The sequence below is a fragment of the Bacteroides sp. 3_1_23 genome, assembly GCF_000162555.1.
GTDB classification, from domain to species: Bacteria; Bacteroidota; Bacteroidia; order Bacteroidales; family Bacteroidaceae; genus Bacteroides; species Bacteroides ovatus.
Genome location: NZ_GG774949.1, coordinates 2,815,964 through 2,838,371 on the forward strand (window position 1 = coordinate 2,815,964; position 22,408 = coordinate 2,838,371).

Genomic DNA, 22,408 nt, shown 5'->3' on the forward strand with positions numbered 1-22,408 from the left:
TTTTATCCAGGGCAACCGCACCAATATTTAATTCATATTCGCACAGTTTTGAATAAAATAATGGAGTATTCTGGAAACGTTGTGGTAAATCTGAAAAAGATGATTGAGTTTTTAAGATTCCCCGTTATCTTTTTATTATAAGATATGGGTCCAGGGTGAGGGGTGGTGAGGGTAGATTTATAACTTTCGTATTTTTTTTGAGGATAAAAAAGGAGATAGTATAGAAAATAAAATAATAAAAGGTTATAAATCTACCCTCACCACCCCTCACCCTGGACCCATTCATTAGCGCACCGTTTAACTCGTTTCTGCACAGTTATGAATCAAATTTTGGTGCGGTTGCACTGTATTTTATCTGATAAGTCTAAATATCAATCTAGTTTTTTTATAACTTCGCAGCGCGAAGATCAAGAATTAGAATTAAAATGAATCAGACAGCACAATCATGGTGGTTTATCTTTTACAAAGACCAACTGCTTCTTGAGAAAAAAGAGGATGGTATATATACCGTCCCGTGTGGAGAAAGCTCTCCTATTGTTATTAAAGAAAAAACAACCGTACACAATATCACCACACTAGAAAGGAAAAACTGCAAGGCTTTCTCCCTCTCCTCTCCCATTGAAGAATCGGAGCAATGGATCATGATAGGGCTTCGTGCCTCCTATGAATATCTTCCTTTGTCTCATTATCAGACAGCAGGAAAAGCACATGAGATTCTGCATTGGGATAGAAACAGCCGCTTTTGTTCCGCCTGCGGCACGCCTATGGAACAGAAAGAATCTATCATGAAGCGTTGTCCGAAATGTGGCCGGGAGGTATATCCTTCCATTTCCACAGCGATTCTTGTATTAGTGAGAAAAAAAGATTCACTACTTTTAGTGCACGCCCGCAATTTTAAAGGAACATTCAACAGTCTCGTTGCCGGATTTCTGGAAACCGGAGAAACGCTAGAAGAATGTGTAGCACGTGAAGTGAAAGAAGAAACCGGACTGGATGTAAAAAATATCACTTATTTCGGTAATCAGCCCTGGCCTTATCCCAGCGGACTAATGGTCGGCTTTATTGCCGATTATGCCGGAGGGGAGATCAACCTCCAAGATGAAGAATTGAGTTCGGGAGACTTTTATACAAGAGACAATTTACCCGAACTTCCCAGAAAACTTAGTCTTGCCCGAAAGATGATTGATTGGTGGATAGAGCATCCAAATGAATAAATCAAACATGGAAAATATCATCAAAGGAATCCGTCAGTATGTTCCCGAAGCCTGCTTAGAGATGGGTAAAATGAACATTTACTAAAAACAATCATAAATTAGCCCCATGGAATTATCAACAAAAACACCCCGAATTGAAGTAGTAGATGCTCTTAGAGGATTTGCTGTAATGGCCATCCTTCTGGTTCATAACCTGGAGCATTTCATTTTCCCCGTATATCCGGAAAGTTCTCCTGAATGGCTCACCATTTTGGATGCCGGAGTATTTAATGCGACATTTTCACTGCTTGCCGGAAAGTCTTATGCCATATTCGCTCTGCTTTTCGGATTCACTTTCTATATCCAGTCGCACAACCAGCAGTTGAAAGGAAAAGATTTTGGTTACCGCTTTTTATGGAGAATGATATTGCTGGCAGGATTCGCCACTTTGAATGCCGCTTTCTTCCCGGCAGGAGATGTCCTGCTTCTGTTTGTTGTAGTCAGTCTTGTGCTGTTTATCGTACGTAAATGGAGTGACAAAGCGATTCTAATCACCGCCATCTTGTTTTCACTGCAACCGATTGAATGGTTTCATTATATAATGAGCCTTTTCAATCCTGCCTATACCCTACCCGATTTGAATGTCGGAGCCATGTATGCTGAAGTAGCGGAATACACCAAAGCCGGAAACTTTTGGGATTTTCTGATAGGTAATATTACTTTAGGACAGAAAGCAAGCCTGTTTTGGGCTATCGGTGCCGGACGTTTCTTGCAGACTGCCGGACTTTTCCTGTTTGGCTTATATATCGGACGCAAAGAATTGTTCGTTACTACCGAATCTCATTTGAAGTTCTGGATGAAAGCACTTATTATCGCAGCTATCAGTTTCGCGCCACTGTATTCTCTGAAAGAACAGATCATGCAAAGTGACAGCAGTTTAATTCAGCAAACGGTAGGTACTGCCTTTGATATGTGGCAGAAATTTGCATTTACGATTGTACTCGTTGCCTCCTTCGTGGTGCTTTATCAGAAGGATCAGTTCAAGAAAACTGTATCTAATCTGCGATTCTACGGAAAAATGAGCTTGACCAATTATATTTCTCAATCTATTTTGGGAGCCATTATCTATTTCCCATTCGGATTCTATCTTGCTCCTTACTGTGGATATACTCTTAGCCTGATTATCGGTATTATTCTTTTCCTGGCGCAAGTTAGGTTCTGCAAATGGTGGCTGTCTAAACATAAACAAGGACCATTGGAAACAATATGGCATAAATGGACTTGGATAGGCACGAAGAAATAACAGAAAAAAAAGAAATAGCACTGACTGAAAAATAGACTAAGAAAGCAGGCCACGAAATACACATAACTACAAACGAACAACTTACGAATATGAAACTGAACGTATCACTCTAAAGCATCAACAAAACATGTGTATCCGCAGCCTGCGGGTTGAAATTGAGATGATGTCAATACAACAAGATTCTCGCAAGAAGGATTAGCAAGTGGACTTAAAGAATGCAAAGGAAATGAAAGAACTGTGCCAAGTTGGGGAAAAAGCCCGAAAATAGGCAGAATCAGGGCTATGTATAGAGAAAAAGAAGCGCCTCCATAATCTTCGAAAAGACCATGGAGGCGCTATTTATTATTTATCTTTCGTTATCTATATCTGAAATTTTAGAAGAAACAAAATCAGATACCCAATGATTTCTTCACTGCTTCAATCTTTTCCATTGCAGCAGATTCGGCAGAAGCATAACAATTGCGGCAACCCATTTCACCCTGAACTTCCATATAGAACTTAATCTTAGGTTCTGTACCTGAAGGACGAACAGAAACTTTGCTACCGTCTTCTGTGAAATATTGAAGTACGTTAGATGGTTCCGGCATATCGATTGCAGTTACGTTACCTTTATCATCTGTCTGTTTCAGTGTCTTATAATCTTTGCTCAAGATCACTTTAGAGCCACCCAATTCTTTCGGAGGATTGGCACGGAAGTTCTCCATCATAGCTTTGATTTCTTCTGCACCGCTCTTACCCGGTTTCACTACGTTTACAGTAAACTCTTTAGAGAATCCGTATTCTACGTAGATATCCAGCAACAACTGATACAAGGATTTACCATTATCTTTTGCCCATGCAGCAACTTCAGCAATCAAACAGCAAGCTGATACGGCATCTTTATCGCGAACGAAATCTTCGGCAAGGAATCCGTAGCTTTCTTCACCACCACCGATATATTTCTGTTTGCCTTCACGCAGACGGATTTCACGGGCAATCCATTTAAATCCGGTGTAGCAGTCAAGCATTTCGATATTGTTCTTATCTGCGATTTTCTTGATTAGTTCAGTTGTAACGATTGTCTTCACGCAGAACTCGCCACCTTTAATCTTACCCAGTTGTTTGTACTGTGTCAGAATATAATAAAGGTACATCATACAAGTCTGATTACCGTTAATCAGTACCCATTCGCCTTTATCATCCTTGCAAGCAATACCCACACGGTCAGCATCCGGGTCGGAAGCCATAACGAGGTCAGCATCAATTTCTTTGGCAAGGTTTACAGCCATAGAAAGAGCTTCCGCGTTTTCCGGGTTCGGAGATACGACAGTCGGGAAGTTACCGTCCTTAATCATCTGTTCGGGCACAGTAAATACGTTTTCGAATCCCCACATTTTCAATGCACGAGGAATCAACATCATACCTGTACCATGAATCGGAGTATAGACAATCTTCATATCTTTGTGACGGGCAATAGCTGCCGGATCAATAGAAACAGTTTTCACCATATCCAGATAAATCTTATCGATGTCTTCACCGATAATCTGAATCAAATCCGGATTTCCCTGGAATTTGATATCAGCAGCAGAAGCAATTGCATTTACTTCGTCGATGATACCTTTATCGTGTGGAGCCAATACCTGTGCACCATCGTCCCAATATGCCTTGTAACCGTTGTATTCTTTCGGATTGTGAGAAGCAGTCAGGATGATACCGCTTTGGCAACCGAGGTGACGGATGGCGAAAGACATTTCCGGTGTCGGACGCATGTCGTCAAACAGATATACTTTGATACCATTGGCAGAGAAAATATTAGCAGAAGTCTCCGCAAACAAACGGCTGTTGTTGCGGCAATCGTGACCTACTACTACAGAAATCTGCGGCAGGTCTTTGAAGTTCTTTTTCAAATAGTTGGAAAGTCCTTGAGTGGCAGCACCTACCGTATAGATATTCATACGATTGCTACCTACCCCCATAATACCACGCAGACCACCAGTACCAAATTCAAGATCTTTGTAGAAAGCTTCAATTAGTTCGGTTTTATCATCGTTTTCCAACATACGTTTCACTTCAGCCTGGGTTTCAGCATCATAAGCCGGGGTTAGCCATTTTTCGGCTTTTTCAGTGACCTGTTTAATAAGTTCCTGATTTTCCATTTCGATTGTTATTTATTGGTTAATGAATTATTTATTATCAATTTCTTGAGCACACAAATGTAAAATAATAAGTTTATAATTCCTAGTTATTTAATGAAGAATTAAGAATGAAAAATGAAGAATCGCATTATAAGACATATTTGCAAAGCATAATTCTTCATTTTTCATTCTTAATTCTTCATTTTACCAAATATCTGTCACCAGTCTGCTTGACATATTCCTGCAAGAATTCTTTCGGATATCCGGGACGCATCACTCCGGCAGGTTGTCCGATAGGATTACGCTCAAACTTACCGTCTTTAACACGTTTCACCACTCCATCATTGTATTTCACAATCAAGAATGTACCCAATTGTTTCCAAGTATCGAAAGTGCTCTGTGCGGTCATATTTGTATAGTTTGTCAGAAAGTCAATTGCTGCGTTCTTATCTTTTGCCAGCAGTTTGGCAGCCATTTCTTCAATGCCTTCCTGTGCATTATTGAAAGTAGTTTCCATTTCTTTCTGCACTTCCCGTACATCACCGATCATCAAATCATAACGCGGATAGACCATATTAGATACCCAGTTGAAAATCCAGAAAGCAGAATTCCAGGAGAAAGTAATATAATCGGCCCCATCTACACGGGTATAACATACCGGCACTTTAGTAGCACAACAATAAACCGGAGTAAATACAGCCATGTTCGCATCATCCACGCCAAACCAAAGTACACCGCCTATCGGGTCCGGCTTATGAGCCCGCATTTGTGCAACAAATACAAACCCGCTTTGTTGAGTGGAAATCGGACGTTCGTTGAAATATTCCTGACCATCTACCTTGAAGTTCAGAGGAGAAAGACGGTAAGGTGTCTTATAAGGTCCGGCTCCAAAATCATTGGAGATGTCAAGGGGCGTTCCTTCATAATGGTCGCGCATCATATCTTTCACATCTTGCACGGATAACTTATGTTTCGGTTTCACAAAAAGAGGCATCGGCGTATTGGTCTTTCCCTCAATGTAAGGAAGATAATCTTTTCCGTTATCTGTGAACTTATTAAAATAGCTCCACACACGAGCCTCACAGAAACGGCGGGCACCAAAATCAAGAGGCGCATAGGCTAATGAGAAGCTAAAGTCTTTGTTTACTCCATTAAAATATCCCTTCTCACGGGCAAAAGAAACGACATCCGGAGAGTACATGCAGTTTTCCTTGTCGTTCATATCAAACTGGTGGATACGTGACTGGTTGGCATGGGCCGAAATGCAATCATCGGGCACACGTACAGCTACCCAAACTGCTCCACGGATGCCGGGACCTTTACCAATCATTTCCATAATCCATATTTCGTTCGGATCGGCAATAGTAAAGGATTCTCCTTCGCTATAATAGCCGTATTGCTGCACTAAGTCGGTCATGATCTTAATTGCTTCACGGGCAGTGCGCGAACGTTGCAAACCGATATAAATCAGACTTCCGTAATCGATAATCCCTGTAGAATCGGCCAATTCCGGACGTCCGCCGAAAGTTGTCTCACCAATGGTAACCTGATATTCATTCATATTACCGACTACATTGTAAGTCTGGCGTGCCTGCTCTATTTCTCCCAGATACTTGCCGGTATCCCATTCATAAACTTTCAGCATCGTACCTTTTGGATAGGTAGCAGCCGGATAATGATAAAGTTCTCCGAATAAGCCGTACGAGTCGGCAGAATAGGAAACAATCGTCGAGCCATCGGCAGACGCATTTTTTCCGACAATCAGGTTGGTGCAGGCGAAGGTGTTCGCCACAGCCGCCATCAATACGGCGGCACAAAGAATAATTCTTCTCTTCATAATAAATATATGATTCACTTTTAATAATTTACCAAATAAAGCTTTCACGGGCCACTGTTTCATTCCCACAATAGTCGGTCACTGTAAATTCAACAGTATGCTTGCCTCCTTTCTTTACGCGTTTGGGGTCCAACGTACATTCCCAGTATGATTTCACAATATTGGGACGTCCGAAAAGCGCATACTTTCCGTCAATCGTTCCACGATAGGAAGCAATTCCCGCGCCCTGATCTTTCAAACGATAGACAATTTTTCCGTTTCTTCCCCACTGATTCTTGTTGACAGGGATAATCTCCGGCGGGATGGTATCGATGGCAACAGTGTAAGTTCCCAACTCCCGGATAGATGCTTTCATGTATCCGTCTTCATACTTTCCGCCTACGCTGTACTTTCCTCCTTTTGGAGTTATGCGGGCCACATAATATTTCGTCGTATCGGCAATTGGTTTTCTACGCAACCCGATACACAGTTCACAAGCTGCATGCAGCGGAACCGCCTTATCATTCAGTTGATAAGTAAAAGCAACGGCACCACTATCCGCCTTCACCTGATAATTGAGGGGAACATCATCATACAACATTCCTTTCGGAACAACCAAGTTCAATCCCGGTTCTTGCAAATAATTAGTCTTATTCCAGGTAAAATAATATTTCTCCCGATGATTCAACGGTTCAATCGGCTGTTTCCGACCCCGTACGGTGAAACTATATTTGGAAGTGTTTCCGAAAGCATCTTTTAATGTATATAAGAACTGATAGTCCCGTTCCTCATCAATCGTCACCAAGCCACGGTTATCATTCGATGCTTTTAGCAGACGCAAAGTGTTGCCCGGATCAATGAAAGATTTCATATATTGCCCGTAAGTCCAGGAATTAATCATCCGGTTCTCTTCCTGCGAGAAACGATCTACGGTGCTACGAAATATTTCATTGCCATCTACCGTAAGCACAACTGAATAAACTCCATAATGGTTATTCACTCCATCCATGTAATCGTATGCTTTGATCCCCACACCTATCACTCCCCATGCTTCCACCGGACGCTCACTATTAGGAAGGATGATTTTATTCTCTTGCTTTCCATCCACTACTCCTTTACCCAGTTGTGGAAAAAATAGAATGCCATCCGCTTTCGGAGCACGCGTATCTTTTATTTTCGATTGAAAGAAAGGCATAGGGTCAATATAATCTCCCGATTCCGTTTCAAATACATCCAGGTGAAGATGCGGACCGAACGAATATCCGGTGTTTCCGCTCCATGCGATCTGCTGGCCTCCTTTTACCGGATATTCTCCCGGTTCGGGAACAATCTCTACTTCCCAGCTTTCTTCTTCATATTGAAGTTTCTCCACCCTTTCGGCAATGGGAGAAACAAAACCACTCAAATGGCGGTTGATCGTTGAATAGCCATTGTGATAACAGACATCAAGTACATATCCCGAACCATTCGTGACGCGAATACGCGAAATATAGCCATCAGCGAGAGCACGAACGGGTTTACCGATAACTCCGCCTGTCTTAAAATCCAGTCCGCCGTGGAAGTGATTGGAGCGGATTTCTCCAAAGTTCCCACTCAATGTAAGAGGAAAGTCAAAAGGAGGTACAAAGGTTACTTGCTTCTTCTCTTGTCCATACCCTCCGATGCAGCAAGCCAGCATCAAAGCAGTGATATATCGTCTCATCATTCCGTTCACTTTTTTACTCCCGCAAATGTACACTATTCCCACTAAACTATGAAATATCCGAGGAGAATGATGACCGTAGATACTAGTTAATATTTCTTTTTAATGTTATATTCATTGCAAATTAGTAGTCATTATGTTATTTATATTAGTACTTTTGTAGCCGTTTTTTAATTATAATTAAAAGTTAGAAACTCAATGAGAATGTATGTAAAAGTAATGGCAGCGGTCATTGCATGTATATTGCTGAGTGGAGAAGCGCTCTCGGCATTTGCAACTACCCCCGCTACAGAAAATCTGAGTTGGTTTAAAAAGAAAAAGAAAAAACCAGAAGAGAAAGAAGAGAAGAGTAAAAGCGACTACGAGAAATTAGTGGAAGACAGTAAAACGACCAAAGGGATGTTTGCTGTACATCAAAAGAAGAATGATTATTATTTTGAAATTCCCACCTCACTTTTGGGACGTGACTTATTAGTTGTCAATAAGCTGCAACGAGTTCCTACCGAACTTAATGATGCGGGTGTAAACCGCGGAGTAAACTATGAAAACCAGATGGTTTGCATGGAATGGGACAAAGCGACGGGCAAACTAATGTTACGCCAACAACGTCCATTACCTCTGGCCCCCCAAACGGACGCTATCTTCCGTTCGGTAAAGGATAATTTTATCTCTCCGCTGATTGCCGCATTCAAGATCGAAGCAGTCAATGCAGATTCTACGGCATTAGTAATCAAGGTGAATGATATTTATGATGGTACGGAAACCAGTATCAATAACGTATTTACCAATATTAATCTGGGTACTTCGGCTATCAAGAATTTATCACGTATTCTATCCATCAAATCCTTTTCAAACAATGTCGTGGCAACTTCCGAGTTGACTACCCGGGTAACGGAAGGTACTACTACTGTTTATGTAACGGTGGAAGTTAGTTCTTCTATTCTCTTATTACCCGAGAAGCCGATGATGGGACGATTCGACAATCAGAAGGTCGGTTATTTCACGAATCCGTTATTAAGTTTTAGTGATGCGCAGCAGCGTACGGATAAGACACAGTATATCACCCGCTGGCGTATGGAACCCAAACCGGAAGATCGGGAGGCTTATCTGAAAGGTCAGATGGTAGAACCTGCCAAACCTATTATCTTCTACATTGACAATTCAACTCCTTACCAATGGCGTTCGTACATTAAGAAAGGTATCGAGGACTGGCAGATTGCCTTTGAAAAGGCTGGTTTCAAGAATGCGATTATCGCCAAAGAAATCACGGACAGTATGCATGTAGACATGGATGATGTCAATTACTCCGTACTGACTTATGCTGCTTCGGAAAAGAAAAATGCAATGGGACCTTCTCTGTTAGATCCCCGTTCCGGAGAAATCCTGGAAGCTGATATTATGTGGTGGCACAATGTGCTTTCTATGGTACGTGAATGGATTACTGTCCAGACCGGAACTGTGTGTCCGGAAGCACGCAATGTACAATTGCCTGATGCTTTGATGGGAGATGCCATTCGATTCGTCGCCTGTCATGAGGTAGGCCACTCATTGGGACTCCGTCACAATATGATGGGATCATGGGCTTTCCCGACGGATTCATTACGTTCCGAAGCATTCACTTCCAGAATGAATTCTACCGCTTCATCTATCATGGATTATGCACGATTCAATTATATCGCACAACCAGAAGATGGCGTGAAAGTTCTTTCTCCGCATATCGGTCCTTATGACATGTTTGCTATCGAATATGGTTATCGTTGGTACGGAAAGAAGACTCCGGAAGAAGAAAAGGATGTTTTATTCGATTTTTTGAGCAAACATACTGATCGTCTTTATAAATATAGTGAAGCACAGGATGTACGTGATGCGGTAGATCCACGTGCACAGAACGAAGATTTAGGTGATGATCCGGTTCGTTCTTCTTTACTTGGCATTGAGAATCTGAAACGTATTGTTCCGCAAATTCTTCAATGGACTACTACCGGCGAGAAAGGACAAACTTATGAAGAAGCATCACGCCTCTACTATGCAGTAATCAACCAATGGAACAACTATTTATATCATGTCCTTGCCAATATTGGCGGTATCTACATTGAAAATACAATTGTTGGAGATGGCGTCAAGACTTATACATTCGTTGAGAAAGAGAAACAACAAGCTTCACTAAAATTTCTGATGGATGAAGTTTTGACATACCCTAAATGGCTGTTTGACACGGAAGTGGGGCAATATACTTATCTACTTCGCAATACTCCCATCGGAAAACAGGAAAATGCTCCTACACAAATCTTAAAGAACGCCCAAGCCTATATCCTTTGGGATTTACTTGGCAATACTCGTTTGATGCGTATGATAGAGAATGAATCTGTCAACGGAAAGAAAGCCTTTACAGTAGTGGAACTTATGGACGGACTTCATAAGAATATTTTCGGTGTTACCGAACGCGGTGGCATCCCTAACGTTATGGAACGTTCTTTGCAGAAAAACTTCCTTGATGCATTACTTACAGCCGCTGCAGAACCGGAAGCCGTTAAAATCAACAAGAAGATTGCCAACGAGCATTTCTTGCTTGACCACGCTACTCCTTTCTGTAGCTGTTACGCTGCCGAACAACGTGCACTTCGTCAGGAAGACCGGATGGGTGCTCCACGTGTGCTCAATTTCTATGGCAGCCAGCTCAACCGTATTTCAGATGCTATCTCTGTGAAACGCGGTGAATTACTACGTATCAAGAAGTTGTTGCAGAACCGTCTCGGAACTTCCGATACTGCTGCACGCTATCATTATGAGGACATGATTCTGCGTATTAATACGGCTTTAGGAATCAAATAAAACCACTTATTACTTTAACTATCTACATTAATGAGAAAAAAATACTTGTGCATTCTTATATGCCTCTTTGCAAATGCGCTGGCCTTTGCCAGCGCTGCTAATCGTACAATCACCGGAGTCGTTATATCCGGTGAAGATAATGAACCTCTGATCGGTGCTTCCGTATATGTTAACGCAGATGACTTAAAAAAGGCCGGAGCATCACAGACTTCTCTAGGTACTATCACTGATATGGATGGTAAATTCTCCATTTCCATTCCGGAAAAGGTGACTAGGTTACATTGTAGTTATATAGGATTTGAAGAACAAGACATCGTTTTGCAAGCAGGAAAAGATACTTATCGTATTGTACTTCAAGCTTCTGCACACACATTGGGAGACGTCGTAGTAACCGGTTATCAAGAACTGGAACGTCGTAAACTGACTGCTGCCATTGCCAAAGTAGATGTTACAGATGGAATGGTAGGTGCTGCAAAAAGTATCGACCAGGCATTAGCGGGACAAATCGCCGGTGTGGCTGTAACGACAACTTCCGGTGCACCGGGAGCTCCAGCACGTATTCGTATTCGTGGTACTGCTTCACTGAATGGAACACAAGACCCGTTGTGGGTATTGGATGGAATACCTTTAGAGGGGACAGATATTCCAGAAATCAACAAAGACAACGATAATGACATCGTAAATATGTCACAATCTTCTATCGCAGGTTTGAGCCCAAACGACATTGAAAGCATTACGATATTAAAAGATGCAGCTGCTACTGCCATTTATGGCGCACGTGCTGCAAATGGTGTAATTGTGGTAACAACCAAAAGAGGAAAAACCGGAAAACCTGTTATTAACTTCAATACTAAATTGACTTATACTCCAAATCTCAATACTTCACGGCTCAACTTACTAAACTCGGAAGAGAAAGTCGATTTGGAACTTCAATTATTAAAAGAAGCACGGTTTGACATATTATGGGGATTAACAGATCCGATACCGGTATTTCCTGAAAAAGGAAAAGTTGCTGCTATCATGAAACAATATAACTTAATAGACATCTATAAAGAACAGGGGTGGAACGGACTGACACCTGAAGCCCAAAATGCTATAAACAAACTGAAAACAATCAATACAGACTGGAATGATATATTATTCAGAGATGCTTTCACGCAAGAATATAACTTTAGCATTTCCGGTGGTAGTGAAAAGGTTACTTATTACAACTCACTTGGTTATGTCAAAGAAAACGGAAATGTACCAGGTGTAAGCATGAGCCGTTTTAATCTGACCAGTAAAACGTCTTACCAAATCAACAAAATATTAAAAATTGGAATGTCTATTTTTGCCAACAGACGCAAGAATAACACATTTATGACTGATACTTACGGACTTATTAACCCTATATATTATTCACGTATCGCCAACCCTTACTTTGCTCCGTTTGACGAACAAGGAAACTACCTTTACGATTACGACGTAGTCAGAAGTAATGAAACAGATGAAAAGCAAGGCTTTAATATATTCGAAGAACGAGCAAACACCAATAAAGAATCTGTCACCACAGCCATCAATTCTATCTTTGATGTTCAGCTACGTTTTAACGATCAGTGGAAAGTTTATTCACAGATTGGTGTGCAATGGGATCAATTGTCGCAAGAAGAATATGCCGGGATAAATTCATATAATATTAGGAATATACGTGAAACCAATAAATATTGGAAAAATGGTGTACAAACCTATCTTATACCAGAAGGAGGCATGCTTAAAACAACTAATAGTACAACCTCACAACTCACATGGAAAATCCAAGGAGAATACAAAAACACATTTGGGGATATACATGACATACAAATAATGGCTGGTTCGGAAATTCGCAAAAACTGGGTAGACAACCAAGCCTCAACCGGATACGGATATGATCCCAAGAAACTAACATTCCAGAATCTCATATTTAAAGATGAAGCACAAGCCAATGATTGGAATCTAAAAACTAAATCGTACAAGGAAAACGCTTTTGCTTCTTTCTTTGCCAATGGTTCATATACTTTAATGAATCGTTATACATTGGGAGGAAGTGTGCGCATGGATGGTTCTGATTTATTCGGAGTAGATAAGAAATACCGTTTCTTACCAATCTATTCGGTAAGCGGTTTGTGGCGTTTATCTAATGAATCGTTCATTAGACAATACAAATGGATTGATAATTTAGCTCTTCGCCTTTCTTATGGCTTACAAGGAAATATTGATAAGGGAACCTCTCCATTCCTAGTCGGAAAATATGATAATGTGAATATTTTACCAGGTTACAGTGAAGAAAATATTATTATCAATAGTGCTCCCAACAGTAAATTACGCTGGGAAAAAACAGCATCTTACAATCTAGGAATAGATTTTTCCGTACTCAATCAAGCCATCAATCTTAGTGTAGATTACTACTATAGAAAAGGAACAGACTTAATTGGTTCTAAAGCATTAGCTTTAGAAAATGGATTCACTAATATGTCTATAAACTGGGCTAGTATGGAAAATAAAGGTGTAGAAATAAACCTGCAGACACGTAATATCACCACTAAAAACTTCTCTTGGTACACTACTTTCAACTTCGCATATAATCAAAATAAAGTACTAAAAGTACTTACAGATAAAAGCCAAGTGACTCCTAGTCTGGAAGGATATCCTGTAGGTGCAATCTTTGCACTAAAAACAAAAGGTATAAATCCTGATACAGGACAAATCTATCTTGAGAATAAAGAGGGAAAAGCTGTCACTGTAGAAGAGTTATTCAGAATGACATCGAATGAAGATGGTCTTGGCACTTACCAAATAGGACCAAGTACTGAAGAACAAAGAGACTTTTACAGCTATGTTGGAACGTCAGATGCTCCCTACACGGGCGGTTTTCTAAATACGTTCAATTACCGAAATTGGGAACTGAATCTGAATTTTTCATATAATTTTGGAGCACACGTAAAAACAACTCCAAGTTATAATGTATCTGACTTAGACCCAGGGCGCAATATGAATAGAGACATACTGGATAGATGGACACCGGAAAATACAACAGGAAAGTTCCCTGCATTAGCAACGTACAATTACAATCCGGCCGACTACTACTTGTTCAGTACTCGAAATGACATTTACAGATCACTGGATATCTGGGTAAAAAAGCTAAGCTTTGTACGTCTACAAAATATACGTCTTGCTTACCGGGTTCCATCCGAATGGCTTCATAAACTAAGTATCGGCGGAGCAACTGTAGGATTAGAGGCTCGTAACCTATTCGTTATCAGCTCTAATTATGATAATTATATGGATCCGGAATCAATGGGCAACCTATACTCTACCCCAGTTCCCAAATCCATTACCTTCAATCTAAGTCTTAACTTTTAAAAAATATATTATGACAAAGAAAATATATTATATATTCACATTAATAGGAAGCCTGTTATTATCTTCCTGTGATAGTTATTTGGACATACAACCAGTAGGCCAAGTAATTCCCAATACGCTAGCTGAATACAGAGCTTTATTCACAACAGCTTACAATACAGCACTCAATGACAGAGGAATATGCGAAATCAGAACAGATATCGCAACCATATTACAGTCTGATGCCACTTCCAAAAATTCTTTAGGAGATGTTGAAAAATGGAATGATGTTAATCCGAATGCAAGTACGAGACAATTTGGATGGGCGGCCTATTATACCAATATCTATTATGCCAACGCAATCATAGATAAAAAAGATGAAATATCAGAAGGAAGCCAAGAAGATATTAATCAATTAGTTGGAGAAGCTTACCTCATGAGAGCATATATGCATTTCATATTGGTCAATCTTTATGGACAACCTTATACAGCTACCGGAGCATTAGAAACCAAAGCAGTTCCTCTAAAACTCAATACTGATTTAGAAGAAATACCATCAAGAAATACTGTAAAGGAAATATATACCTCTATTTTATCTGATATAGAAACAGCACGGAAACTGATTAATAAAAAAGAATGGGAAATTCAATATTCATACCGTTTTTCAACATTATCAGTAGATGCTATGGAATCACGGGTATATTTATACATGGGTGAATGGAGCAAATCTTATGAAGCTTCGGAACGTGTATTAGCCGGAAAATCGACATTGGTAAACCTAAATGATGAAGGAGGCAAACTTCCTAATGAATTTACATCTGTAGAAATGATCACTGCCTATGAAGTTTTTCCAAATAGCGATTATGCCGGATCACTCTTACTTTACCCTTCATTTTTACAAGAATATGAGGAAGGAAAAGATCTACGTCCAAACAAGTATTATCAAGCAAATAAAAATGGAAATTATACTTCCATCAAAAGTGGTGAATCTAAATTCAAATGTACTTTCCGCACCGGAGAGCTTTATTTAAATTCAGCAGAAGCTGCTGCACATTTAAACAAATTACCTGAAGCACGTACCCGGCTCTTGAAACTAATAGAGAATCGTTATACATCAGAAGGTTATGAGCAGAAAAAGAATGAAATAAACGCGATGAGCCAAGAAAAGCTAGTCACAGAAATTCTGAAAGAACGTGCTCGCGAGCTTGCTTTTGAAGGCCATCGCTGGTTTGATTTACGCCGAACTACCCGACCGGAAATCAAAAAAGAAATTGAAGATGTAACCTACACACTTGTACAAGATGATTCCCGTTACACATTGCGTATTCCACAAGATGCAATTGATGCTAATCCCGGACTTTTAAACTAATAACCAAGCATTTTTCATAGAAACAAACCACCTGACATCATAGTCTAAAAAGCTCCCTTTACCTAAAGCGTAAAAGGAGCTTTTTTTAATCTATCTATTAGCCATTTCTCATTTTGTACACCTACCTCATTCACCATTAAATCTTTATCCCCTAAAAGCATTGTTCTTTAACAAGAAATCCGTATCTTTGTAGCGACTTATTACGATTAATAACGTAGAAGCGTTTAGAATATTATCTCTATTCAGAATCTGGTAAATTCTTTAATTGGGGAGATAATGGCAACTAAGCGTTCACGTCTTTGTTATATGCAAGGGCGTGGACTCTGTTGTTCATTTCCCAATAGGTTTACCAGAGCCTTGAATAGAATGAACTAACGACGTCCACGCTTCTCTTGTATATATATGGTATCCGGACGCTTACCACACAAACAATAAAGGTAATGAGCAGCACTATTACAAAGTTCTTCGCTTCTTTTTTAGCTTATGGGGTAGCTAATAAGAAAAAGCGCTTCTCGGCAATTGGCCGTTTCTCCGAAGGATTGGCTCCGGTAAAAGGAAAAATCCAATGGGGATACATCAATAAAGGATATGACGTTGTCATTCCTCTAATGTACGAACGGGCTTTCTCTTTTAAAGAAGGATTAGGGATGGTAGTACTCAATTCTCAATACGGATTCATCGACCATACCGGACAAATACAGATTCCGTTTAAATACACAGCCGCTCACTCGTTTGAACAAGAATGTGCACGGGTATGCCACGATGGATTATGGGGATTGATTGACAGACAAGGAAACTACATTCTTCCACCGACTTACAGTCAAATAGAACAATTCGCGGAAGGATTAGCTCTCGTCTCGCTACACAATAAGATAGGATTCATTAACAAGAAAGGAGAAGTTGTCATTCCCCTGGAATATGATAATGGACGCTCTTTCTCTGAAGGATTGGCTGCTGTTTGTATTGAAAGTCAGTCGTCCAAGTGGGGGTATATAAACAAAGACAATGAAGAAGTACTTCCTTTTAAGTACGATATTGCAGAACCCTTTTATAACAACATAGCTCGAGTGGGTCTCTATGGAAAAAGCATGAAAATCAACAAACAGGGCAGTGAATGTCTATAAAACAACCACTCTACGCATTTATTCATCTCAACACGCAAGGCATTCTGTTCTAAAACATCCCCTTACGAATAACAACGTAAGGGGATTTTTCGTACTTTCGAACATGTTAAATCTTTAATACGTAACATTATGATTATCGGAGTACCAAAGGAAATCAAAAACAATGAGAACCGTGTAGGCATGACACCTTCAGGAGTGGCCGAAGTGGTAAAACAAGGGCACCGGGTGTTTATCCAACATACAGCGGGAGTAAATAGCGGTTTTCCGGATGAAGCATATCAAGCTGTCGGCGCACATGTCCTGCCAACAATAGAAGATATTTACGCCACTGCTGAGATGATAGTAAAAGTGAAAGAACCGATAGTCACTGAATATAACTTAATAAGAAAAGGACAGTTACTATTCACTTATTTCCATTTTGCTTCCGACAAGGAATTAACCCTTGCTATGCTCTCTAACAAATCAATATGCCTGGCTTATGAAACTGTAGAAGAAGCAGACCACTCATTACCTTTATTAATTCCCATGAGTGAAGTTGCCGGACGTATGTCTATCCAAGAAGGCGCCCGTTTTCTGGAAAAACCGCAAGGCGGAAAAGGTATCCTTTTGGGAGGTGTACCAGGTGTTAAACCAGCTAAAGTATTAATTTTAGGAGGTGGAGTTGTAGGTAGCAATGCTGCACAAATGGCTGCTGGAATGGGGGCAGATGTCACTATTACAGATATAAATCTGGCACGTCTGCGCTATTTGAGCGAGACACTGTCGAAGAATGTAAAGACATTGTACGCATCCGAACTAAGAATCAGAAAAGAATTGCCGGATGTTGATTTAGTTGTCGGCTCTGTACTGATTCCCGGTGATAAAGCACCACATTTGATTACCAAAGAAATGCTTTCAATAATGCAGCCCGGCACAGTATTAGTAGATGTAGCAATCGATCAGGGAGGATGTTTCGAAACCTCTCACCCGACCACTCACAGTGCACCGACCTATATTGTAGATGGAATCGTGCATTATGCAGTAGCTAATATTCCGGGAGCTGTACCTTACACTTCCACCCTTGCACTGACCAATGCTACCCTCCCCTATGTGATCGCTTTAGCAAATAAGGGATGGAAAAAAGCCTGCAAAGAGAATCCAGCATTAGCACTCGGATTAAATATCGTAGAAGGAAAAATCGTTTATAAGGCCGTAGCCGACGTATTTGGTTTAAAGTACGATCCTATCAGCCTATAACTATGCATTTTCACCATACAGTAACACAAAGTCTTACAGAGTTTTTTCTTTTTCAAAATAAGGCCATCTCAATGTCTTACGCCTTCGATTGATGATCTTTTAAAAAAACTCTGCAAGACTTTGTATTACTCTGTGGTGAGCTATATCTTTAAAATAAATAATCTTTCTTTGCTGCCCGTTGATAAGCCGCTACCAATTCGTCCATTACTTCTGCCACAGACTGCCGACGGGATATGATTGCCGAAACTTGTCCGATCTCCAATTCCCCTTCTTCCAGATCACCTTCGAAGATTCCTTTTTTAGCACGCCCCCGTCCTAATAAAGTTCTCAAATCTTCTGCACTAGCACCACTATCTTCAGCCTTCTCCACCGCTTCGCGGAAAGCATTCTTTACCAAACGTGTCGGAGCCAGCTTTTTCAACAACAACTTAGTATCCCCTTCACCGAGACTCAAGCAATAATCTTTAAATACCGGACTCGCTGAACTCTCTTCAGTAAGAGCAAAACGGGTTCCTATCTGTACACCTTCGGCTCCCAACACCATAGCAGCCAGTATTCCTTCTCCTGTACCGACACCTCCTGCGGCTATCAAAGGTAATGTTGTAGCCTCACGTACAGCGGGAATCAAACAGAAAGTCGTTGTTTCTTCGCGTCCATTATGCCCTCCGGCTTCGAACCCTTCTGCCACTACCGCATCTACCCCAGCCTCCTCACATTTTACAGCAAAACGGGAAGAAGAAACAACATGAACAACCGTTATTCCACGCTCTTTCAACCACCCAGTCCACGTTTTCGGATTTCCGGCAGAGGTAAAAACAATCTTCACTCCCTCTTCCACCACAATATTCATAATCTCTTCTATCTGGGGATACATCAAAGGAATGTTTACACCAAAAGGCAATTTCGTGGCCGCATTACATTTACGGATATGCTCGCGTAAAGTGTCCGGATGCATGGAACCGGCACCGATCAATCCCAGTCCACCGGCATTGCTCACAGCAGAAGCAAGACGCCAACCGCTGCACCACACCATACCACCTTGAATAATAGGATACCGAATACCCAGAAGAGAAGTAATTCTATTCATAACCAATAATTTATCTATGTGTTAATATACTAAGATACCAATAATAGCGACAAAGCTATATAACAATGCGCCAACATAACAACACACAAATATACTAATTATTCAATTACAAACATTCTCTAGTCAGCACATTAGCGCATTGCTACATCAACACATCATTATAACGCCTTCAACGGGCAATCTGTTCAATTGGTTTATTTATCAACACAGTGGTAGAATCTCCATAAGTTCTCAACACTTCCAATGTGCGGGCACGGTTATCCCGTCCCGTCTTATTCCAGAAATCTTTTGTAAAGACAGCCATCAGGTCAAGTCCGCCGATAGTTCCACCATTGATATACACTCCACTCCCACCAAACAAGGGAATAGGTGCATCCATCACTACCGTGTTCACCATCATTCCGTTAGCACGTTCACCCAACTGACGGAAACGTACCCCACTCGCCTGTATCTCATCCAACGACTTACGCATTCCCTTTGCCATCGGATTGCGTGCCCAGTTTGAATAAGATCTTTGATGGCGTATCTCGTAGAAAGGATCACCCCGCCAGGTATTTTTATCGATCTTTATCTTCTTCTGATAGATGGGATCCCAGTTATAGCGGGTATTCGCTTTATATGGCATCAGAGTCAACATCACTTTCGGTTTAGGCAACGCTTCAGGAAGCGATTCGTCAGGCATCATCCAGCTTTTCTCCTCCGACATCCGGGGAGTACCCACTGCGCTTCCGAAATCAATCGACTTCACAGCATCCATATTTAAATGCAACTCCTGGTCACTCTCCAGCAATTTCTTCAAATGCAAAGAATCTTGCGCCGTCCATACTTGCGAATATGCAAATACAGCGGTCAGGCACAGTGCCATCGTTGTTATAACCCGTTTTAATCCATCCATTCTTTTTACTCTTTCATTACCTATATTTCGGAGCACTTCATATACATTTGCACGTATAAGAGGCTATCTTTTGAGCGTAATAATCCCCCTGTCAGCAGCAAAAGACTACTGATACAAACAAATATTCCCACATGAATGTTTCCTATTTTTTACTTTCCGAAGGCTCCTCCCCCTTTATTACCACCAACGATAACCCGATCCACAAAGCGGCTCATCGTAACACGGATCAATTGTCCATCTCGTTTTCGGATATTGGCGTTCTTCCCACCAACTACGATAACAAGCGGCTGCATCGAGTACTTCCTCATCGGTCAGGAAATAGATTGCTTCATAATTTTCAGCATTCGCCAATACCATTTTGCAACCTAATGACGGAGGTGTGCCCTGACGGATAGATTCAATCACCCAAAGCATACACTCACCCAACCGAATCTTACCGTTGTTCATATTATAAACCGACGGAAAAGAAGGGATAATAGTCAGATCTTCTGCATATTTTAAAAGTTCGGGGATATCCTCTTCCGTGAAATGAGGAACCTCCACCACCCCTTTTTCATTCTTCATCTTGTACGTACCCGACTTCAATTGCTTCACAAAAAGAGCAACATCCGGATTGTTATAATCCATTTCTTCGCTGGTGCATCCTGTAAAGGATACGATCAGGCAAACAGCCATCCACAGCATTAGTAGTGTTTTTTTCATTTTCATAAGGATTAATACGTCATGCGAAGTCCGCAAAGTAAATTAAAATTAGTCGGCCGTTTTGTTCGTACCGTAGCCAGTTTCGAATCTGTCTTGAAATGATGCGAAACTCCGGGTTCGGCAAAAACAGCAAGTCGGTCATTAATCTTATAGTTGATTCCAATACCGGCAGTCACTGCCAGCTGGATAGGTTCTTCTTTAAAACTGTTGTCCGGTGCACCGGCAATACATTTATCGGCTATTCCTCCTACAGTAGCGTAAAGGTCGATTTTTTTCGTATCTACCAACGTCACGTTCACTTTAACGGGGATTCCCAGATAGTGCAAGTGCTGCCCTGCAGAACGGAGGTTCGAATAGAGCAATCCGGTTTCTATGCCAAGAAAATCGTTCAACTTACGCTCTACCGTCACCCCTGCGGAAACCGGCATTTTATAAGTACCGTTATCTGCCGGAAGTGCTGTACCCACTTGAACTTTCATCGCCCAGCGATGCTTTTTCACTGCTTTGGGTTGAGACATATCGACATTCGACTGTTCTTCCGAAGCGACAGATGATCCTGTATTACCGTTTGTTGCCTGCCAATAACCATTATGCCCCTGATTACCATATCGGTTGCCATTTCCCGTAGAAGTAGTGGAAGAAAAAGAAAACGACATAGAGAAAGTGATAGAAAGAGAATCTTCTTCCTCCGTATATTGCGACAGCATACCGTAAGATTTCGGAGCCGGTTTCGGCAACACCGGTTCTACCGGCAACGGCAACTGATTGACGCGTATTCCATCTCCATCCATCTGTCCTCCATTCGTCACGGCTATCTTTGTAAATGCTTCTTCCATTTCCTCCTTTGGAGAGAAATACAAGAAAGTAGCCGACGAGGCTGCCAAAACAAGCAATACAGATGCCGCAGCCGCTACACGGAAGAGCAGAATCCGACGACGATGCTGGCAAGCCACAGGAATTTCCTGCGAGAGCTCTTCCCAAAAGCCATCCCGTACACTCATCCCGGCATCAGCGAGACGCGTGCGAAACAGATCGGTTATTTCATCATTTTCTTTCTTCATGATTTCTATACTCTTTAATTCTTTTTGCTAACAAATATTTGGCCCGGTGCAGCTGCGAAGTAGATGAATGCTCTTTAATATGAAGCATCTTGGCTATCTCCTTGTGCGATTTCTCTTCAAACACATAAAGGTTGAAAACGGTTCGGCAACCATCCGGCAATTCGGCAATAAAAGCCATCAACTGCTCTTCGGAGATTCCAGCCCCTCCTCCCGAATCCGATATATCCGGTATATCGGGAAGCTGCTCTTCATGCACTACCAACTGGCTGACTCGCTTCTCCCGTCGCAGGAAATCGAGTGATTGAGTAACCATCACCCGGGTAATCCATGTACAAAGTGAAGACTCACCCCGGAACGAAAAGTTGGTAAAAATCTTGATGAAACCGTCATGCAGTACATCGTGCGCCGCATCCATATCGCCCGTATAGCGGAAACATACCGCCAGCATCTGCTTGGAATAGAGAGTGTAAAGTTCCTTTCGGGCTGAATCCTTTCCTGCCCGACAGCCCTTTATCAGTTCTATCTCGTTTTCCAAAGTCAATTACTTTTTTTTAAAATCGAACGTATGTCTGCGTCGTTTGCTCATTAGACGCGAGAGTTTGAGGAATGCTGCAAGG

The 22,408-nt window shown here is 41.3% G+C and carries 15 protein-coding genes; 7 read left to right on the forward strand and 8 right to left on the reverse strand.

Annotation, left to right across the window (positions count from 1 at the left end; genetic code table 11):
- Positions 1-419: 419 nt before the first annotated feature.
- Positions 420-1,214 (forward strand): NAD(+) diphosphatase, encoded by a 795-nt coding sequence (nudC, locus tag HMPREF9010_RS13190; protein WP_255342290.1) that lies wholly within the window; start codon positions 420-422, stop codon positions 1,212-1,214.
- Between the two features lie 106 nt (positions 1,215-1,320).
- Positions 1,321-2,496 (forward strand): DUF418 domain-containing protein, encoded by a 1,176-nt coding sequence (locus HMPREF9010_RS13185; protein ID WP_008648760.1) that lies wholly within the window; start codon positions 1,321-1,323, stop codon positions 2,494-2,496.
- A 389-nt stretch (positions 2,497-2,885) separates the two neighbouring features.
- Here the strand turns inward: HMPREF9010_RS13185 and HMPREF9010_RS13180 are convergent, their stop codons facing one another.
- From HMPREF9010_RS13180 to HMPREF9010_RS13170, 3 genes are all read right to left on the reverse strand, one after another.
- The gene (locus HMPREF9010_RS13180; RefSeq protein ID WP_004300737.1) at positions 2,886-4,631 is read right to left on the reverse strand and encodes a phospho-sugar mutase; all 1,746 of its coding nucleotides are present in this window, start codon (positions 4,629-4,631) and stop codon (positions 2,886-2,888) included.
- Positions 4,632-4,809: 178 nt separating this feature from the next.
- Positions 4,810-6,447, reverse strand: coding sequence for a C69 family dipeptidase (locus tag HMPREF9010_RS13175; RefSeq protein WP_032852650.1), 1,638 nt, complete (start codon positions 6,445-6,447; stop codon positions 4,810-4,812).
- Positions 6,448-6,475: 28 nt separating this feature from the next.
- Positions 6,476-8,128, reverse strand: coding sequence for a M23 family metallopeptidase (locus HMPREF9010_RS13170; protein ID WP_032849014.1), 1,653 nt, complete (start codon positions 8,126-8,128; stop codon positions 6,476-6,478).
- Positions 8,129-8,326: 198 nt separating this feature from the next.
- On the opposite strand from HMPREF9010_RS13170, the gene HMPREF9010_RS13165 reads away from it, so the two are divergent.
- The 5 genes from HMPREF9010_RS13165 (at position 8,327) to ald (ending at position 18,046) form a co-directional block, all read left to right on the forward strand.
- Positions 8,327-10,960 (forward strand): zinc-dependent metalloprotease, encoded by a 2,634-nt coding sequence (locus HMPREF9010_RS13165; RefSeq protein ID WP_008648765.1) that lies wholly within the window; start codon positions 8,327-8,329, stop codon positions 10,958-10,960.
- Between the two features lie 30 nt (positions 10,961-10,990).
- Positions 10,991-14,338, forward strand: coding sequence for a SusC/RagA family TonB-linked outer membrane protein (locus HMPREF9010_RS13160; RefSeq protein WP_008648767.1), 3,348 nt, complete (start codon positions 10,991-10,993; stop codon positions 14,336-14,338).
- A gap of 10 nt (positions 14,339-14,348) precedes the next feature.
- Positions 14,349-15,686 (forward strand): RagB/SusD family nutrient uptake outer membrane protein, encoded by a 1,338-nt coding sequence (locus HMPREF9010_RS13155; protein WP_004304248.1) that lies wholly within the window; start codon positions 14,349-14,351, stop codon positions 15,684-15,686.
- Between the two features lie 440 nt (positions 15,687-16,126).
- Positions 16,127-16,810 carry a WG repeat-containing protein gene (locus HMPREF9010_RS13150; protein ID WP_004311339.1) on the forward strand — a complete coding sequence of 228 codons (684 nt, stop codon included), beginning with the start codon at positions 16,127-16,129 and terminating at the stop codon, positions 16,808-16,810.
- Positions 16,811-16,939: 129 nt separating this feature from the next.
- Positions 16,940-18,046, forward strand: coding sequence for an alanine dehydrogenase (ald, locus tag HMPREF9010_RS13145; RefSeq protein WP_008648768.1), 1,107 nt, complete (start codon positions 16,940-16,942; stop codon positions 18,044-18,046).
- Between the two features lie 148 nt (positions 18,047-18,194).
- Here the strand turns inward: ald and HMPREF9010_RS13140 are convergent, their stop codons facing one another.
- The 5 genes from HMPREF9010_RS13140 to HMPREF9010_RS13120 all read right to left on the reverse strand — a co-directional run bounded on the left by HMPREF9010_RS13140 (position 18,195) and on the right by HMPREF9010_RS13120 (position 22,326).
- The gene (locus HMPREF9010_RS13140; RefSeq protein ID WP_004326555.1) at positions 18,195-19,133 is read right to left on the reverse strand and encodes an NAD(P)H-dependent flavin oxidoreductase; all 939 of its coding nucleotides are present in this window, start codon (positions 19,131-19,133) and stop codon (positions 18,195-18,197) included.
- Between the two features lie 169 nt (positions 19,134-19,302).
- Complete coding sequence (locus HMPREF9010_RS13135) at positions 19,303-20,028, reverse strand: DUF4858 domain-containing protein (protein WP_008648769.1); 726 nt, start codon at positions 20,026-20,028, stop codon at positions 19,303-19,305.
- A gap of 177 nt (positions 20,029-20,205) precedes the next feature.
- Positions 20,206-20,730: a DUF4943 family protein gene (locus tag HMPREF9010_RS13130; protein ID WP_004304253.1), complete on the reverse strand. Its 525-nt coding sequence runs from the start codon at positions 20,728-20,730 to the stop codon at positions 20,206-20,208.
- Positions 20,731-20,741: 11 nt separating this feature from the next.
- Positions 20,742-21,791, reverse strand: a complete 1,050-nt coding sequence (locus tag HMPREF9010_RS13125; protein ID WP_004304254.1) for an outer membrane beta-barrel protein — start codon at positions 21,789-21,791, stop codon at positions 20,742-20,744.
- Entirely contained in the window at positions 21,775-22,326 is a 552-nt protein-coding gene (locus HMPREF9010_RS13120) for an RNA polymerase sigma factor (RefSeq protein WP_004300758.1), read from the reverse strand. Before HMPREF9010_RS13120 ends, HMPREF9010_RS13125 begins: the two co-directional genes overlap by 17 nt.
- Positions 22,327-22,408: the final 82 nt, after the last annotated feature.

What these genes read in the sequence shown, in the direction of transcription:
- HMPREF9010_RS13140 (WP_004326555.1), bottom strand. Translation starts at nt 19,133, where the DNA reads ATGAATAGAATTACTTCTCTTCTGGGTATTCGGTATCCTATTATTCAA.
- HMPREF9010_RS13160 (WP_008648767.1), top strand. Translation starts at nt 10,991, where the DNA reads ATGAGAAAAAAATACTTGTGCATTCTTATATGCCTCTTTGCAAATGCG.
- HMPREF9010_RS13125 (WP_004304254.1), bottom strand. Translation starts at nt 21,791, where the DNA reads ATGAAGAAAGAAAATGATGAAATAACCGATCTGTTTCGCACGCGTCTC.
- HMPREF9010_RS13130 (WP_004304253.1), bottom strand. Translation starts at nt 20,730, where the DNA reads ATGAAAAAAACACTACTAATGCTGTGGATGGCTGTTTGCCTGATCGTA.
- HMPREF9010_RS13185 (WP_008648760.1), top strand. Translation starts at nt 1,321, where the DNA reads ATGGAATTATCAACAAAAACACCCCGAATTGAAGTAGTAGATGCTCTT.
- ald (WP_008648768.1), top strand. Translation starts at nt 16,940, where the DNA reads ATGATTATCGGAGTACCAAAGGAAATCAAAAACAATGAGAACCGTGTA.
- HMPREF9010_RS13175 (WP_032852650.1), bottom strand. Translation starts at nt 6,447, where the DNA reads ATGAAGAGAAGAATTATTCTTTGTGCCGCCGTATTGATGGCGGCTGTG.
- HMPREF9010_RS13165 (WP_008648765.1), top strand. Translation starts at nt 8,327, where the DNA reads ATGAGAATGTATGTAAAAGTAATGGCAGCGGTCATTGCATGTATATTG.
- HMPREF9010_RS13180 (WP_004300737.1), bottom strand. Translation starts at nt 4,631, where the DNA reads ATGGAAAATCAGGAACTTATTAAACAGGTCACTGAAAAAGCCGAAAAA.
- HMPREF9010_RS13135 (WP_008648769.1), bottom strand. Translation starts at nt 20,028, where the DNA reads ATGGATGGATTAAAACGGGTTATAACAACGATGGCACTGTGCCTGACC.
- HMPREF9010_RS13150 (WP_004311339.1), top strand. Translation starts at nt 16,127, where the DNA reads ATGAGCAGCACTATTACAAAGTTCTTCGCTTCTTTTTTAGCTTATGGG.
- HMPREF9010_RS13170 (WP_032849014.1), bottom strand. Translation starts at nt 8,128, where the DNA reads ATGAGACGATATATCACTGCTTTGATGCTGGCTTGCTGCATCGGAGGG.
- HMPREF9010_RS13155 (WP_004304248.1), top strand. Translation starts at nt 14,349, where the DNA reads ATGACAAAGAAAATATATTATATATTCACATTAATAGGAAGCCTGTTA.